The organism is Alkaliphilus metalliredigens QYMF (genome assembly GCF_000016985.1).
Classification (GTDB): Bacteria; Bacillota; Clostridia; order Peptostreptococcales; family Natronincolaceae; genus Alkaliphilus_A; species Alkaliphilus_A metalliredigens.
On the sequence record NC_009633.1, the window covers coordinates 4,053,689 to 4,070,565 of the forward strand.

A 16,877-nucleotide genomic window follows, 5' to 3' on the forward strand; every position below is an offset into this window, starting at 1 on the left:
CTAGGTCGCAGACTTTAGGTGATATAATGGGACCAAATGTGATATTTTTGTCACCTTGCCAAAATAAAAAGCAGTCAGGCATATGTCCTAACTACTTCATTGATGCCTATTTTATAGTATTGATCGTCTAATGTGTTCAAATGGATTATCACTAGAGAATATCATCGAAATAGATGTACCTTCCCCAACGGCTGAATCAACCTCAAGTCGAATATGTAACTTCTTGCTTATTTCTTTTGCAAGATAAAGTCCCATTCCAGTGGCTGAGTGCTGAACCCTCCCATTTTCTCCAGTAAAGCCTTTATCAAACATTCGTGGCAGGTCATGCGCTTCAATGCCAGGCCCTTCATCTTTAATCGTTACGATGACAAACTCATTTTCATGGAGACCAATGTGAATGAATATATTTCCATCTGTTGGACTGTATTTAATGGCATTGGTTAAAAGCTGTCTCATTACAAACCCGCACCACTTTTTATCGGTGTACACGCTAGACGAGGTGTTCCCCGTCAAATCAATGGATATATTTTTTTCCATACACCATGTTGATAGCTCACGAACCTCTTCTCTTATCATATCATGTACTTCCAGCTTTTCTGGGAGTAAGTCTGATTCTAAGTTACCTAATCGCGAAATATAAAGCTGTCGGTCAATTAATAAGTGCATCCTCAACCAGGGCGCATTTAGCCTTTGAGCTAGCTCATTAGAACGATGAGCATCAATGGTTATCTTCATCGCTGTAAGGGGTGTTTTTATTTCATGAACCCATGATGCAAGATCATTATGGTCCATTTGTTGAGAGGAGTAATCCTCACGACGTTTATTTTGCTCATACTCGTGAATTGTTTCTAAATGTTTATACACAATGCTGTCCGGAAAACGGCTATGAGGAGAAGGAATGCTTTCAAACCAGTCATCTCCTACACCGTTAGAAAGGGTAAGCAAAGACTTATAATAGGCTGTTTCCTTTTTATACCTCCAAATAAAAAAACTAACACAGATGATTATAAATAAAAAATTTAAATAGATAAGAGAATGAGGCTCCACACCAATACCAGCGTCAAATTGTATCAAAGCATTGGTAAGTAGAAGCAGTAACCCAATTAAACCAATCCAACTTTTTTTACAAACGACATAAGCTATAAACAATGTAAAACCTCCTAAAGCGTAACGGCCATATAGCCAAGACCTTTTTTAGTCACAATTCCTTCTGCTAAATTGAGAGAAGAAAGCTGTTGCCGTAATCTTGTGATATTGGCAGTGAGAGTATTGTCATTAATATATTGATCATCATCCCAGAGCATTTTCATCAGTTCATGACGTGAGATGATCTTATTATTTGATTTAACTAAAACCGAAAGAATAAAAAATTCATTTTTTGTCAGGTCAATGGTTTTCCCATCCTTATATATTCTGCCACTTTTTAAATCAATAAGCGCTTGATTCCACTCAATTACATCAGAGGATACTTCTTCATACGTATACGTTCGACGAAGAATAGCCTGGACCTTGGCGAGAAGTACATCCATATTAAAAGGCTTCTGAACGTAATCGTCCGCCCCTAAGTTCATGGCCATGACCATATCCATCGGATGATCTCTTGATGAAAGAAAAATAATAGGAACTTTGGACACTGCACGTATTGCTCTACACCAATGAAAACCGTCAAATTTTGGAAGCTGTATATCAATAATCACTAGGTGTGGGTGATGTTCTACAAATGCTTCCATTATATGAGAAAAATCACTTGGATTACTTACCTCATATGACCACTGGCTTAACCCTTCTTTTAATGCTTCTAATAGCAGGGAGTCGTCTTCAATAATAAAAATGTTCATATTCATTTGGAACCCTCCTTCCTATCACAAAAAACCAACTAAATGCCATCCTTTTTTACTCATTTTCTTTAGTAGCTTCATATCTTTCTCTGGTGTTATCGCTAAGCCCCCACACATTTTATATTTAGCGATTATCTTTACCCCCTAATGATAGTTTTTCTGCAAGAGATACCAACTATCAGCCACATCAATAACAGCCAAATAAGCGTATAATGTCGTCGAGGTAACCAGGTACTGGTATAAAGTCCAGAATCAAATAAATGGGCGAAAGGGCATAACCAACTGTGATCCCCGCTAATATCTTAGCTGCCAACGGAGTGTCTTTGCTTTTCAAACTTAAAAACACTGCCAGAATATCCGTTTTCAGTTGTTTTGCTCTTTCCTTTAAATTCATATAATCCATCTCTTTTCCGTCTTTCGATACAAAAACAGCTTATTTTCATGTAAACATCCAATCTGCTCTCACAACCTCGGCTTTTACAAAAAACATCCAATCTGTTCTGTCGCTAACCCCTAACATCTAACCTGCTCTGTCAGCAAGCACCAACATCTAAATCGCTCTGTCATCTAAAATATCCAGCCCCTGGACCTATTTACTTGAACCGATATTTTCACGATTTTTTCATCAGATTTTTGCTCTTAAAACCTGAAAATCCCAGTATTACTGGACTTTCCACAGACTCAATCTTTTACCCTCGTTATCAAGACAACACACTCAAAATGCGGTATCACATTAGTTTTATACAATTTAACAAATGGCACTATTATAGGGTGTCGTATTTAAATTTTTCCTTGGCCTCCGAATGCCATTGACATGGAGCCTCTGCTTACATGGTTTTAATACCTGAAGGCATAGCAATAAAAAGGTACTGCCTTCATAACAGGCGACCATGATCATTCCATGCGCCATATATCTTGTTCAGCTTTGTATTTTCTATAAATTTATCTAACCTTTTTATATATAATTCAGGTTGATGTTTCACCTGTTGGATTGTGTCAATTCTTATTTTCCTATAAAGTTCTGGGAATTTCATGAAGTTTGAATGTGTTTGCTCATCTTCCTTCAATCTTTTCTCTATAACCTCATCGATTATAAATGTATTACTGCTCATATCAGGTAGCACTTTTCTCCCGTTATCAGTCATAAGTCCAAGCCTTTCAAGACGTCGTACTCGCTCTTTGTTCAATTCCGTCCATGAACTTTTCTTAGCTCTAGGGGATAATCTTTGAAGGAGTTGATTTTGTGCATTTTTCTTTTTAACGCTATCAATCCATCCAAAACAAAGAGCCTCTTCTACTGCATCCAAATAAAGTAAAGTGTCTGGTTGTGGGGAAATACTTACGGCCACCCAGCAACATTTTTCAATATTACAATTAGCCTGAAGCCAGATCCTAAGCTCTTCTCTTGTTGTTACACTAAGTATATTTTCCATATCAGTCATTCAATTCACCCTTTCCAGTCATTCTGTTCCCTCTAAAATAGCGGGTAATACAATGAAATCCACTATAGTTTCAAGTTTTTTAGCTGAAACAGGCTCATTTTCTAAAACAATTGCATGACGAAGCAGTTGAAACAATGCTAATTTAGTTTCTACAATAGGCATTTTAGTTATTTCTTTTTTTTCTATTGCTATTAGTAGAATATGGTCTATTATTTGGAGCTGGCTCTTTCTTGCTTCTGCTAGCATTTCCTTTATACGCTTGGGACTATTTTGCATCTCATATAAAACCATACGGTTGAATTCCAAAGGGAAACTAAATTTCAGTTGTGCTTTTTCACATTTGCTGATAATTGAAGATACTGGTCGTAGTGCTTCTGCCAATTCCTCTTTTGTATATTTGTCCTCAATATTTTCATGTGTCATTATAAGTTTTGAAATACATAAAGCTTTTATCCTGTTCTTAAGGAGTGTATGCTGAGAGGTACCCTCAACAAATTTTGACTGTGTGTTTTCACATCTACTAATAGTTGAAGAAACAATTAGTAGAGCTTCTTCTAATTCATTCTTTGTATATGTGTTGATTTTATTTCACCTCTCAAAGTTAACTCACCGGTTAGACCTTCAGTTCATTTCTTATTCTCTCCTTCCATTTATTAATATTCATAATTGCATTTTGCTCTCCGCCTAAATAAATATCTTCAATTGTCATAGACCACAGTCTTAGTTCTCGCTTTCTTTCCTCGTTTGGAATGGAGTTTGTTATTTTACCTACTGATTTTACTATTTCGGAATTCTTCTTGAGAATATATGGTGTATCCCAATTATTATCATAAGCATCAATAAATAGATTCACTAAATGCTTATATCCTTCTTCTGTGTAATTTGAAGGATGTTGTATCATATAACATGAAACAAGCCAAAAATGTAGTTCATATAGTTTGGGATCATTATGTTCCCAAACAAGGGGAAATCCGAATAGCTCATAGCATGAATATCCGTCTATCTCTCTGGTTCCACATTCTATACACCTACCAGCTTTCATTACTGTGTTATTATCAACCATTTATCATCAAACTCCTTTAGTTCGAATACTATACTGATAAGTTTAATCTATGACGTAGCGTAAATGTCAACTTATCTAAAGATGTTACTTTAATCGATCCAGCCCTAATTCCGATGCTAACATTTCAAGATTATTAAATATCTTCTCCTCGTCCCAGTTCCACCATTGAAGCTTTAGTAAGAATTCAACTTTTTCATCACTGAATCGTTTCTTGATGAATTTAGCTGGATTCCCACCATATATTGTATATGGTTCAACATTCTTTACTACAGTGTCTTGTTATCAATACTACCGTCTCAACATGTTTTGAGATGAGTTTATAGCTGTCAAATTCATTCTTTTAAGCCCAGCTTTTTTCGAGGGTCGTACTGGGTAACATATCTACTATTGGATATTATCATTGTCCTCTTATTATTTTACTTACTGATAATATTTATTAATTTCCTCTAAGAGTTCTTCTTCGTTTGCATTTTCATGAACGTAGTCCATATTTTGTTTTCGTCCACTTTTTAAATATAGTAACCATCCTTGCAGTGAGGCTCTGTAATCGTCATCCAATGTCGATAATTTTGAATATTTACCGACGTATACATTGCCTGCGTTCCACGACTCATGTCTTACCGGAAATAAATATCCATATCCATCACCTTTAATTACTTTAGCATAGCCATCTTCATCAATAATAAGTTGATTACTAAATCTATCATCAGCCTTTCTCATTTCTTCCTTAATTTCTTGTTTTGTGAATAAATGAGTAGGTTTACCAGACTTAATAAGTTTAATTGAAAAACAAGATTCATATTCCTCTAAGTCTTGCAAGTTGTTTTCTTTTAAAAATTCGGATACTTTTTGTTGAAGTTTATCTCTTAAACTTATTGCCAATTCTCTATTATAGACAAAATAGCATTCTTTTTCTAATGTCGAATTCAACTTTTTTATATAACCGTCAGTACAAATATAGTTATTTTCTCCACTAAGTAATTCAAATGACCAATGATCATCTGGAGAATTAAATATAAAAGCAAATTTTATTTTTTGTGATGAAGGTATTTCACATGGTTGTAATATTGTTTTGAAATCCCATTGGTTGTAATTTTCTTTGATATACACTTTACTCTTTTCTTGTTCAGCAAATTTTTCTTTCACTTCATTTTTATTATTCCGTTCTGGAAAATGCGTTTTAAATGGATTATTATTAATTTTTTTTAAACTAAGGATTCTATCCTCTATTTCTTCATCTGTTAAATGTTTTAATGCATCATCACATTTGGCATAAGCATACAGTTCTGAGCTGAACTTTATTAAATTGTTTATATAATCTCTGAATTCATCAGCACTGCAATCACCATGTCTGCCATCATATGTTCCGCTGATTCCATTGTAAGGACCGCGCTTAAGTAAAATTAAAAATTTTCCTTTGGTATACCGATAGACTGTTCGAAATCCTTCAGGTAAAGGAGTACCCGCATCATAATCATAAACACCATATTGAGCGTATTGAGCAGAAACGTAATGAGCAGGACTATCCTCAACCAAATATTCAGAATCAAAATAATTATTATTTTCAAAAATAGGATTCAATTCATCAAGCTCAAGTAAAAAATAATTCCACTTATATTTTTCATCAAATCCTTCGAAATACAATATTTTAGGTTTAACAACATAACAAAATCCTATTGTATCATATAACTTAATACATCCATCTTCAGCTGCGGTTTCAGCATGCGAAAAATCCAAACCTCCTTTATCATGAAAAAGCATATGATTATATGCAGGAGTCCTGCCAATAATATTTAATACCTCAATAATTTTATCCACTTTCCTCCATGATGACGATTCTGGTGGGTTCAACCCGAATAATTGTTTGTTAAGAAAATTCCAATCACTAGCTTGGGATTTGTCTATATCTAAATAGATATCAATCCAGTTTTTTAGTCTTTCTTTAAACTCCTTAATAGTTGGACGAATATCAGGATTGTTATCAGTAGCATCCCTAAGAAGCTCATCTATTTCTGCCAGATGAGTATCTCTATATCTATCAAGATAACGCAAACTGTGGCTTGAATCTAAATAGTCATATACACCATCAAATCCTTTTTCATCTTTAGATAAAAACATCCACATTGATTTTGCCAAAGAAAAAACATCCGCTTTCTTTCCATCTGCTTTTTGAGGATTTCTTTTCATTTCAGGTGCAATAGTAAATATTGCACCCAATCCTCTATCTGTTCTGGTAAGATTTTCAAAATTATCTGGAAAATCCACTAAGCCAAAATCTCCGAGAGAAAATCTATTATTATAATAGTAGATATTTGCAGGCTTTATATCTCTATGCGATATTCCTTTATTGTGCAGTAACTCTAATGTTTCTGCCAATTGAACAACACCTAATACAATTTCTTCAATTTCTTTGTTTTCAATATGCTGCATTATTGGTTCTGCAATAGGCATGGTATACCAATACTCTTGCTCACAAGAGTAAATGATAGGAATAATACCTGATATAGTAGTTGCATTTTCTTTTGCTATAGATATTTCATTTTTAAAGCGAATCATAGTTTCTCTATTTTTGTACCATTTTTTTCTTTTATTATTTACACTGAAACGCAATTCTTTTAGGGCATATTTTTCATCAATTAATTTATCTTTCACAAAGTATACATTTGCATTGCCACCAGTTGCTTTTCCTTCTATTTCAAAACTGTTATGCCAACTATTGATTATTGCCATATATATAGTCCTTTCTTTTTCAACTTTGATTTTATTTCCATAAAGAATCTTAATATTTCGCTTACTTTCACAAACAGACTTTTCTTAAATACTGATATGCCAAGGTTCTTCATTGAGTCCTGTCCTATACTTACGACTAAAACCATGTATAGTTCTTCATGAAATCTGTTCTTCTTTGACTTGAACTGCTCTATTATCGTTGAGGCAAATATACAATTTTTTATTTATCGACCTATATCATCTATATTTTCAACATAACACGATATCTCACTATATTTTCGACTAACGCAACGAAAACAGTGTAATCAAACACCATTTATTGTTATTATTTTCAATACTGATTACACATCCTCATTACCTGTCTTTATTTCATTGCCATCAGGCACAATCAATACCTGTATCATGTAAATCACTACTTTATGTTTTTGATCACATTAATAGCACCTTTTATAATTTTTTTACCGTGTTTTTTGACTAAAATTACAATACCCGCTACGCCTAATGCGCCCCCTATATTAATCCCTGTTTTTTGGCACTTTGGACAAAGTCCAGTTTTATTATTTGGATCAGCTATAATTCTCCCGCACGGACAAACTTTTTCGGTTTTATTCTTTTTCTCCATCGTTAACATCCTCCACAGAAACGATATAAACATCATTTTTATATTCACCATTCATACTTAATTCTAATGTTCTAATACCTGACTCTAGCGCTGGTCGCATTTCCTTTGAAAAAGTATGCCAACAATTCATATTCGTTTTATTATATGGAAAGTAATCATGCATCAGTGCTGCAGTTGATAACCCTTTTCTTGTTACTGACTTTGTCAAGAAATCATACATAACATGCTGATACTGCTGCAATACCAGCTTTGTAGTTTTGGTATCTCCCATATGCTCTAGAAGTTGCATCCGCACACCGACATATTTTGTTGCAATTTGAAAGTCGCTCGTCAAATACCCCATGTATCTATTCAATTGATTTCCAAATTGCAAAAAAGGAATATTTGTGAGTCTTGCAAACCTTTTTGATGTTGTTTCAATATCCGCATAAATCGCGTTAAGAGCAGTTCTAATTTTTCCATCAGCCTCTTTTAATAACAAAACACGTTCTTGTTCCGACTCCTTATTTTCTTATTCTCATATCAATGACCTCGCATCAAAAAACGGAACAATAATATCCCTATCTCTGTCCTTTTCAAGCTGATATGTTTGAAATTCTTGAATATCAGCTAATTTTGCATATATTTGACGCATTTGAAGTTGGTTTCCAATACTTCTTGCAGTTTCAATGTTTCCGGGATCATTAATAACCTTTTTCAGTGTGATGTCTTTAACTCTTACATCATTTTCATCTAAAGTTACTGCTCTTAGATTTCCGTCCACCTGCTTTGAATCTCCTACCTTATATATTCCTTTTTTCAACTTGGATTTAATATCAGGAGGCAAATTATCAAAATCGGGGAGCAAAGTAATATTCCCTCGCATAATTACATCTGCTTGATGTATAACATCATTTATAATTCCCAAATTGGCAACAGGCAGTTCAGAAACAATTTCTAAAGTCGATTGCTCTCTTAAAGCCAAAGACATCTGCTGAACATACTCGTCAAAGAAGTCACTCATGGCCGTAATATCTCTGCTGTATCTATCAATATCAGTCTTAAATAACATAAGAGGCTTACTTTCTACTTTATCAACTATTTCCACATCCTGTTTTTCAGAAGTTTTATCTAATTCTGTTGTCATTGAAAGCCTCCTCATTCAAGCAACTGACGTATTCTTGCCGTCAATATTGCTTTTCTCTTTTCATAGAAATCATCAAAGTATTCCAATTCCAACGATAACCCATCTGAAATGATTGCTTGTTTACAAAACTCAGCTTTCTGCTCATCGTTCATATCATTATAATAATCAGCAAGTCTCATATCACTCTTACTGGCATTACTTCTTCCTTCCAATAGGTGTAAGTTTGCCAGTCTATTCCTATTACCTCTCCATCTTTTCCACTCTTCCATAGAAACAGATATTGGCTTGTTCCCATCAAATCGTTCGTATGGATGAAGGTGGTCTTGTTCATATTTAAAATGTTTCTTTCTCCAATCAAGGCTAAGATAGAATAAGGCTTCTCCAGCAACCCTACCACCTTTTTCTGAGTTTAAAATGTCTTCAATCTTACCGTCTGTTACTCTCAGGTCGTTCATTTGGTTGAGCATATCAACTGTTATTTCATAGTCGTTTTCATTGATTCTACTCTTCATTTGTTGTAGCTTTCCGGTTGTTCCAGATTGGAAATACGTAAATAATATAGCTCTAATTAAGTATGCACGTATTCCATCAAGGTTCTTTTTATATTCTGGATTATAGTAAATAAAGTAGATGATCGGCAATAACACGTTCCAACTACTTGCAAATCGGCTAACCCCAATATTCATATCCTTCAATACAATTTCTAGATTCTTTAAGGCTTTCTTGAATTCACTCCAGTTGTTCTTCAACTCATTTGCTATTTGCTTGCTGATGTTGGATTTCACAACGTCACCATATATCATAAGGGCACAACGAATGATAAAGTCTGAAGCAAATCCATTATAAGAATCTACAAGCAGCTTTCCAAACTCAGTTTTTGCACTCGGCCAATACGCTTCAAGAATGGACATGGTAATTTCTGATTTGCGGAGAGCTTTGCCTCCACTATTAAATCTAACGAACATTTCAAGAGCATCATCCTGTTTCATATCATGAATCTTTGTAAATCGAATCAGCTTTTCTTCAAATATTTTTACATACAGCTTATTCAGAATATCTCTTGCATAATCTTTACTGTCTGCTGGAACATTTATAATAGCCTCATTAATTGCTTTATTTCTCGTTGTTTTGTCCTGAAATTTAGGTTCTAAGATATTTCTAATTTCAAATTGTGTCGGACTTAGCTTACCGACCTTTTCGCTGAACTTAATATCATATTTTTTACTATTGTACTCTTCTTCATCAACAGTTAATTTGTTCTTATTAAGTTCTATCAATAGCTTTGTTACAATACCGCCACCATTCTTTTTTCTTGCGTGTTTCTGACGTATAAAAGCATTGCCAAACAAAGAAAGGAATAGGGAAGTCAGTCTCTGCTGTCCATCCAGTATAGCCGTATCGGTTAAGTCAACATTAATATTACTTAATTCATAATTCACACTATCTGCCTGCTTTCGGCTATCAAAAGTGACCTCATATAAGAAATTACAAAAATATGTATCCCATGTCACATTGTCATCATCCACATGCCAGAACAGAAATGTAGCAATTGGATAATCAAGTAAAATAGAGTCCCACAGCTTCTCAACCTGTTCCATGCTCCATACATATTGTCTCTGAAATGCAGGCATAACATATTTGCCATCTTTTATGTTCTGCAATGCTTCATATATAGTTATACTATCGTCAACTAATACACTCATTGTTATTCCTCCCCCTTATAAAAGCTGGATTTATATTTCATGAGTACTGATTCAACTTCACTCCAAATCCACACATTCTCGCCATCATCTTCAAATACTTTTCCATGGCTTTTTGACCCATCTAACTTCATCTGAGAATAATTGTTTTTAAATGTAGGAACATACAACTCTGGGTGCTCCTTATCACTACACAATCGTTCCATCATCCTTATTGTAGCTTCCCCAGCAATTTCAACGGCCATAAAATATGCTCTGATAATCTTATGATTATACTGGTTGGGTTTTAAAGCCCATACAGGTATACGCTGGGTAGCCTTTCCATAATAATTGTTACTAGCATCCACTACTTTTTTTGCAGTACCCTTCGGATTATATTCCTGGGATACCTTTTCAAACGCCTTAGCAATGTACCATTTCATGCACGTTTCTATTGCATCATTTTCTGAATCCTTTGTAAGATTCATTGCAAGAGAAAACTTTTCATATATATCTTCATCGATTGAAACAGTAATATTTCGAACCATAGCGATACCTCCCTACACTTACTCATTATCTTCAGTATAATATTTTCAATTAGTATTAGTCAATACTAATTAACTAATTTGTATTAACTAATACTAAAGTCAAAAAACCCACAACTCTTTATTAGAGTCATGGGCTATTTCATTCCGTTATTCATACTTCAATTTCAATGCCAGATTTAAAGTTTATCACGAAGTGATCTTTGTAGAATCATAGGGACGGTTCTGAGAATCATAGGTGAATCATAGGGACGGTTCTTCTGATTATGTAATTGATATAAGCGTTTGTGAAACTCCTAGAATCCTGGCTAACTGACGCTGCTTGGCACCCTTTATACTTTTAACCTTTCTAATGATCTGATCTCTTTGATCCTGTGGTAAACTTTTTACTTGTGCTACATTAATTCCTGATATTATCTTTTCAATTTCTAACCTTATGTCTTCATCGCTAACTTTTGTAATTATAACATCATCTAAACAATTATCTTCATTCTCTTCTTCATTAAATTCCCTAAATCTTTTTATCGAAATCTCCTTATCAACTGCGAATAATCCTAGTATCAGTTCACTATCTAACAGTCCCTGGGGATATGATATCTTTCCATAATACCCTGAACAACTACTCCACTTCCATTCTTGAGCCTTTCTTACAAGTCCAACCTTTACAGGGTTTTGATGTATATATCGGATTACTGTTATAAGGTACTCATCACTTTCGACGTTCTCACTTCTAAACCTATCTTGAAACAAATGTCCGGTTGTATCATATTTCTGATGGTAATACCCTACAAAGCTTACACCCATTCTCTTCATCGTTGTTGAAAGCTCTTCTTTGCCTTCTTTAATAAGTAAATGTATGTGATTGTTCATCAAACATCACCCATATATCTTGATTTCTGTCTTTCCTTTATATCGTTCCAGTATTTCTAGAAATCTTAAGCAATCCTGCTCATCATGAAATATTTCTTGTCTATTTGCTCCTCTAATTATCACGTGATATATACCGCTTTTACTTTTCTCTCTGGCAGTTCGTGGCATATTGATCACTCCTCATTATTTTTTCCTTTATTATACTTTAATTTTAATGCTTAATCAACAGAACCGTCCCTTTGATTTTCCTTTGATTTTTCCTTTGATTTTTGTGATGCAGCAAAAACAGATGAGGAAATATTGATTTCTTCTTACAAGTGCGGCTATAAAACAGCTGCACTTCAATTTGAAAATACAAAAGAAATCATGAATAGCCAGTGTAAAAATCTTGCTAGGCACTTAATACAATCATTTATACCTGGTGAGGCCACGCCGACTCTCGCCCATCAGATTGGTCAAGAATTATGCGAAAAGCACCTTAAAGGCAAATATGAGTATGTCATGACCACCCATATCGATAAAGGTCATATTCACAACCATATCATTTTTAACAATGTCAGTTTTGTTGATGGAAAAGCCTATATCTCAAATAAAAAAAGTTACCACCAAATCAGAAATGAAAGTGATCACATTTGTAAAGACAATGGCCTTTCAATCATAACTAGTGATGATCTTCAAAATAATAATAAAACAAAAGGAAAATCATATAAAGAATATCAAGAGCAAAAGAGCGGTAATAGTTATAAAGCCAAACTTAAATATACGATTGATCCGGCCATTAAAAAATCCAAGGACTGGGATGAATTTATCACACTTATGCAAGAATACGGCTATGAAATAAAGCACGGCCAACACATTTCATTTAAAGCTATCAATCAAGAACGATTCACCAGGGCAAAGACGATTGGATCAGATTATTCGGAAGAGCTTATAAAAGAACGTATAGAAAATAGAGTCGGTGGTAAGCTGAATCATACCACTAGACAACGAACGCCCATTAAGGTTGTTGACATAGATTCAAATAAGCTAGCATCAGAATCTGCTGGTTTTACAAGATGGTTAAAACCCCGTCCAACTGTAACTGGTAAAATAAAAGGGAGAGATTTTGGCAAACAAAAACGGAGAATAATTTCCAATTTACTACAATAATAATATCCCTTCTGGTAGAATTAGTTAGCTAGTGACACCAGAGGAGGAATGAAATTGAAGGAGTGGAATATGTTTGCTGAAATCCAAGGATACAAGTCCAAAGGACTGAATAAATCACAGGTAGCAAGGAGGCTGGAGATCGACTATAAAACAGTACATAAATATTGGGATATGACACCAGATGAATTTGCAAGCTTAAGACAAAGAACTGAATCTAGAGAAAGGAAGGTGGACAAATATAAGGACGAAGTCTTAGCATGGATTAGAGAACATAGGGATTTATCAAGTGCTCAAATATATGATTGGCTAGAGGAAAAATATCATGTGCTGGACTTTAAGGATAGAACTTTACGACTATATGTCAATCACTTAAGGGAAGAACATAAGCTCCCTAAAGTAGTTTCAGCAAGGCAATTTGAGGAGGTGGATGAGCTTCCTATGGGATATCAAGCACAGGTTGACCTGGGCCAAATATGGCTAGATAAACCTGACAAAACAAGAATCAAAGTATATTGCTTTGGTATGGTTTTATCCCATTCCAGACATAAATACATCTATTGGATAGACAAGCCCTTTACTACCCAGACATTCATTGAGGCCCATAATAAAGCCTTTGAATATTTTGGAGGAATGCCTAAGGAGGTTGTTTATGACCAGGACAGAGTCCTAGTGGTATCAGAAAATCATGGAGATATCATATACACAGAAGGATTTCAAAACTATATTAATTCCCTTAAGTTTAAAGTGTACCTTTGCAGGGGTTATGACCCACAGAGTAAAGGGAAAATTGAAGCCGTAGTGAAATATGCCAAGTATAATTTTGCAAAGAATAGAACATTTGTAGATATTGACTCATTTAATGATGATTCGCTGAAATGGTTAGAAAGAAGAGGTAATAAAAAAGTCCATGAAACAACAAAGAAGGTACCGGCAGAAGTGTTTGCCCTGGAAAAGGAACACTTAAAGCCAATACCCACTCTATTTGTAAACACAACTAATACAAATAGTTTAACCTATCTCGTTAGAAAAAACAATACAGTTTTTTACAAGCAAAATAGATACCAAGTCCCTACGGGAACCTATTCTCCAGGGAAAGAGGTTAAATTAATTATTAAGAAAGATACCATGGAAATTAAGAACCAAGATACAGAACAGTTAATTATTGAACATAAAATCAGTCAGGATAAAGGAAAATTAGTGAAAATAGAGCACTATGATAGGAATGAGAGTAAACACTGTACAAGTCATGAAATCTACAACAAAGTGTTAAAAAGCTTAGACCATACTGAAAAGGCTAATGAATTTGTTGATGTATTAAAAATAGAGAAGCCAAGACACTTTAAAGATCAATTTGCCCTAATAATGAATACAGTAAAAAACCAAGACAAATCAATTGTTCAAAGGGCATTAAGCTACTGTATTGAAAGGAAATTGTTTAGCGCAGGGCTCTTGAAGGATGCCATACAGTACTTAAAACTTGAAGAAAACAGACAACTAAATAAGAAGTACTTTAAAGCTGACATAACTACTCCTTCAAAATATCAGGATTTAAAGCCTCAAGTACGAGATATTAGAGAATACATGAGTGCCCTGAAGGAGGATAAAAGAAAATGGAAAAATTAGAATCAATAAAGGATCACGCTAAAAAACTCAAATTGAACTACTTAAATACCAATGCAGATTCCATCGTTGAAAATGCTGACATAAACAACATTTCATATCAGAATCTTTTACTGTCAATATTAGAAAACGAAGTCGATCTCAGAGAGAAAAAGGCCCAGGAACGCAGAGTTAAGGCTGCAGGCTTTCCGGTACTTAAGACAATAGAAGAGTTCGATCTAACCTTTCAAAGATCGATTACCCAAAGACAAATCAATAGTCTTATTGAGATGGACTGGATAGATAGAATGTATAATCTAATACTTTTAGGCCCTCCAGGGGTAGGTAAAAGCCACTTGTGTATTGCATTAGGGTACAAGGCTGTAGAGATGGGCTACAAGGTTAGCTTCACCACCATGGACAATCTGATGCACTGTTTAAAAACACAGGAGATATCAAGAAAAAGCAAAGGGAAAATCAACAATGTTTTATCTTCTAGTCTTCTGATCATCGATGAGCTAGGTTACCTCCCCATATCAAGAGAAGAAGCGAACTTGTTTTTCCAATTAATATCAGCCCTTCATGAACAAACATCGTTAATTATTACCTCCAACAAAGGGCTTGAAGATTGGACCGAGTTATTAGGGGACCCCGCTTTAACCACGGCAGTGTTAGATAGAATCACTTACAGATGTGAGCTATTTAATATGACAGGTAAGAGCTATAGATTAGAACATCGAGAATCATTGTTTTAATAGATGAAGGAGGCGATTGTGATTATGTTGTTAAGAGAGAAAGATTTAAAAAAGTATTTGTTTAGCAGAAGGATAACTATCTCTGATGGCTTAAAGCAGGAATTATTAAATGAGTATGGATCTCCTGTAGAAGATGATGAAGGTCATATTTTCGAGTATACGGAGCAAGATATTTATGAGCAAATCAGAAAAGTCATAAGAGATAAAAACTAATATTCGTTTAATAAAGTTCAGTGATTATAAGATAAATTACAAGCAGTAGTGTATGGAGAGATTTGGAAATTACTATGGAAAACTATTTGCCAAAATTTCTCCAAAAACACTTGCCAGTTACACCAACACTTAATTTGCTTTTATATACCGTTGTGAAGAGCCTTGTTGCATTTAACCCGACAATCCAATCTGCTTTAGCCCTTGTAAGGGCTGACTGGTATAAATTTTCATAATCCATACCAGGCTTTAGTTTATCAAATCCAGCTTTAATGGCACTGTTGTCCATTGAACTGATCCAAAGTCTTTCAAAGGGTTTTTGAACGCCAACCTTGTCATAAACGAGCTTAAAAATTAATTCGCCTTCACGTCCTGAATCCGTTGCTTCAACTACACTTGTCACTTGATCTTATTTAATTAGTTTTTCTAATATGCGATATTGCTTTTCCGTTTTTTTATTAATCGAAAAGTGCCACGTTAATGGCATGATTGGCAAATCTTCGTATTGCCAACTCAAATATTTAGGATCATATTCTTCTGGTGTAGCCAGTGAAACCAAATGACCAATACACCAACTTACAATATAGCCATTTCCAGTGAGATAACCATCTTTCTTTTCATTTGCACCAAGCACCCCCGCTATAGCTCTTGCAACACTGGGTTTTTCTGCTATTACTAGCTTCATGAAATCACCTTCTTTCTGAGCTAACGCTCGATTTCTGAATGTTCTTTAGCATTTGTCGATTCAATAACATTTTTCTCTGTTAAGTCTTTGATCTGTTTTCTTAAGCTACTTTTTTCGAAATCACGCTCCCTATAATATTCAGAAAACCTTATTTTGATGGCTTGATGAAATTCTGCTGCATATTCACAAGCAAATAACGATGATGGCGTGGTTAAGCTTTCTGTACCTTCCTCAACATAACCATTCCAAAGATTATAGGCCATTCTAGTGACCTTATAACTTGTTCCTGTCTGATATGGTTGGTGAAGATGCTCTGGCATGATTCCACCTTCTTTAAAATCAAATAGATCTTCAATATGCTTTCTTGTGGTTTCGCAAATGCCCATACAATAGAAGAATGCTTTGTAATAGACGTCTGTTTGGTTAGTTCTAGCCAGCATTTCTTTGTAAAATAATTCATGTGCTTCTGAGTTGAATTTAATCGTCTCCATGTTTAATTCCTTTCTTTAACTTCTGGACAAGTTGGCCAGAGGTTATTTGGGGTATAAAAAAACCAACAAACGG

Annotated in this window: 20 protein-coding genes and 1 pseudogene; 4 read left to right on the forward strand and 17 right to left on the reverse strand. The window is 34.6% G+C overall.

Annotated elements, in window-relative coordinates; genetic code table 11:
• Positions 1-111: 111 nt before the first annotated feature.
• The 14 genes from AMET_RS19420 to AMET_RS26735 all read right to left on the reverse strand — a co-directional run bounded on the left by AMET_RS19420 (position 112) and on the right by AMET_RS26735 (position 12,083).
• A complete protein-coding gene (locus AMET_RS19420; protein WP_012064997.1) occupies positions 112-1,149 on the reverse strand; it encodes a sensor histidine kinase in 1,038 nt (345 codons plus the stop codon).
• 11 nt (positions 1,150-1,160) lie between these two features.
• A complete protein-coding gene (locus tag AMET_RS19425) occupies positions 1,161-1,844 on the reverse strand; it encodes a response regulator transcription factor (RefSeq protein WP_012064998.1) in 684 nt (227 codons plus the stop codon).
• Positions 1,845-2,025: 181 nt separating this feature from the next.
• A complete protein-coding gene (locus AMET_RS19430; RefSeq protein WP_083761059.1) occupies positions 2,026-2,232 on the reverse strand; it encodes a YkvA family protein in 207 nt (68 codons plus the stop codon).
• Positions 2,233-2,713: 481 nt separating this feature from the next.
• On the reverse strand, positions 2,714-3,280 hold the full coding sequence (locus AMET_RS19435; protein WP_012065000.1) for a YdeI/OmpD-associated family protein: 567 nt from the start codon (positions 3,278-3,280) through the stop codon (positions 2,714-2,716).
• 18 nt (positions 3,281-3,298) lie between these two features.
• On the reverse strand, positions 3,299-3,703 hold the full coding sequence (locus tag AMET_RS27105; protein WP_012065001.1) for a hypothetical protein: 405 nt from the start codon (positions 3,701-3,703) through the stop codon (positions 3,299-3,301).
• Positions 3,704-3,893: 190 nt separating this feature from the next.
• On the reverse strand, positions 3,894-4,343 hold the full coding sequence (locus AMET_RS19450; protein WP_012065002.1) for a DUF5946 family protein: 450 nt from the start codon (positions 4,341-4,343) through the stop codon (positions 3,894-3,896).
• A gap of 420 nt (positions 4,344-4,763) precedes the next feature.
• Entirely contained in the window at positions 4,764-7,073 is a 2,310-nt protein-coding gene (locus AMET_RS19455; RefSeq protein ID WP_012065003.1) for a protein kinase domain-containing protein, read from the reverse strand.
• A 412-nt stretch (positions 7,074-7,485) separates the two neighbouring features.
• Positions 7,486-7,695, reverse strand: a complete 210-nt coding sequence (locus AMET_RS19460; RefSeq protein ID WP_012065004.1) for a hypothetical protein — start codon at positions 7,693-7,695, stop codon at positions 7,486-7,488.
• A complete protein-coding gene (locus tag AMET_RS26725; protein WP_012065005.1) occupies positions 7,679-8,176 on the reverse strand; it encodes a hypothetical protein in 498 nt (165 codons plus the stop codon). The genes AMET_RS19460 and AMET_RS26725 overlap by 17 nt, the downstream gene beginning before the upstream one ends.
• Before the next feature lie 36 nt (positions 8,177-8,212).
• Complete coding sequence (locus AMET_RS26730; RefSeq protein WP_012065006.1) at positions 8,213-8,821, reverse strand: hypothetical protein; 609 nt, start codon at positions 8,819-8,821, stop codon at positions 8,213-8,215.
• An 11-nt stretch (positions 8,822-8,832) separates the two neighbouring features.
• The gene (locus AMET_RS19470; RefSeq protein ID WP_012065007.1) at positions 8,833-10,524 is read right to left on the reverse strand and encodes a DUF262 domain-containing protein; all 1,692 of its coding nucleotides are present in this window, start codon (positions 10,522-10,524) and stop codon (positions 8,833-8,835) included.
• Between the two features lie 2 nt (positions 10,525-10,526).
• Positions 10,527-11,048, reverse strand: a complete 522-nt coding sequence (locus tag AMET_RS19475; RefSeq protein ID WP_012065008.1) for a hypothetical protein — start codon at positions 11,046-11,048, stop codon at positions 10,527-10,529.
• A gap of 261 nt (positions 11,049-11,309) precedes the next feature.
• Positions 11,310-11,915: a transposase gene (locus AMET_RS19480; protein WP_242661335.1), complete on the reverse strand. Its 606-nt coding sequence runs from the start codon at positions 11,913-11,915 to the stop codon at positions 11,310-11,312.
• Positions 11,916-11,921: 6 nt separating this feature from the next.
• Positions 11,922-12,083, reverse strand: coding sequence for a transposase (locus AMET_RS26735; protein ID WP_242661337.1), 162 nt, complete (start codon positions 12,081-12,083; stop codon positions 11,922-11,924).
• Positions 12,084-12,206: 123 nt separating this feature from the next.
• Between AMET_RS26735 and AMET_RS19485 the strand changes: the two are divergent.
• The 4 genes and pseudogenes from AMET_RS19485 to AMET_RS19500 all read left to right on the forward strand — a co-directional run.
• A pseudogene (locus AMET_RS19485) lies at positions 12,207-13,064 on the forward strand (relaxase/mobilization nuclease domain-containing protein); the annotation flags it as partial.
• Between the two features lie 54 nt (positions 13,065-13,118).
• Positions 13,119-14,687, forward strand: a complete 1,569-nt coding sequence (gene istA, locus AMET_RS19490; protein ID WP_049765184.1) for an IS21 family transposase — start codon at positions 13,119-13,121, stop codon at positions 14,685-14,687.
• Complete coding sequence (gene istB, locus AMET_RS19495) at positions 14,675-15,418, forward strand: IS21-like element helper ATPase IstB (protein ID WP_012062302.1); 744 nt, start codon at positions 14,675-14,677, stop codon at positions 15,416-15,418. The genes istA and istB overlap by 13 nt, the downstream gene beginning before the upstream one ends.
• Before the next feature lie 24 nt (positions 15,419-15,442).
• Positions 15,443-15,631: a hypothetical protein gene (locus AMET_RS19500; RefSeq protein WP_041720379.1), complete on the forward strand. Its 189-nt coding sequence runs from the start codon at positions 15,443-15,445 to the stop codon at positions 15,629-15,631.
• Positions 15,632-15,713: 82 nt separating this feature from the next.
• On the opposite strand, the gene AMET_RS27425 is transcribed toward AMET_RS19500, so the two are convergent.
• From AMET_RS27425 to AMET_RS19515, 3 genes are read right to left on the reverse strand one after another with little or no spacing between them, the layout of a single operon-like run.
• Complete coding sequence (locus AMET_RS27425; RefSeq protein ID WP_041721131.1) at positions 15,714-16,031, reverse strand: hypothetical protein; 318 nt, start codon at positions 16,029-16,031, stop codon at positions 15,714-15,716.
• A gap of 6 nt (positions 16,032-16,037) precedes the next feature.
• Positions 16,038-16,313 carry a toprim domain-containing protein gene (locus tag AMET_RS27430; RefSeq protein WP_041721132.1) on the reverse strand — a complete coding sequence of 92 codons (276 nt, stop codon included), beginning with the start codon at positions 16,311-16,313 and terminating at the stop codon, positions 16,038-16,040.
• Positions 16,314-16,333: 20 nt separating this feature from the next.
• Positions 16,334-16,804, reverse strand: coding sequence for a DUF6075 family protein (locus AMET_RS19515; RefSeq protein WP_012065010.1), 471 nt, complete (start codon positions 16,802-16,804; stop codon positions 16,334-16,336).
• Between the last annotated feature and the right edge of the window lie 73 nt (positions 16,805-16,877).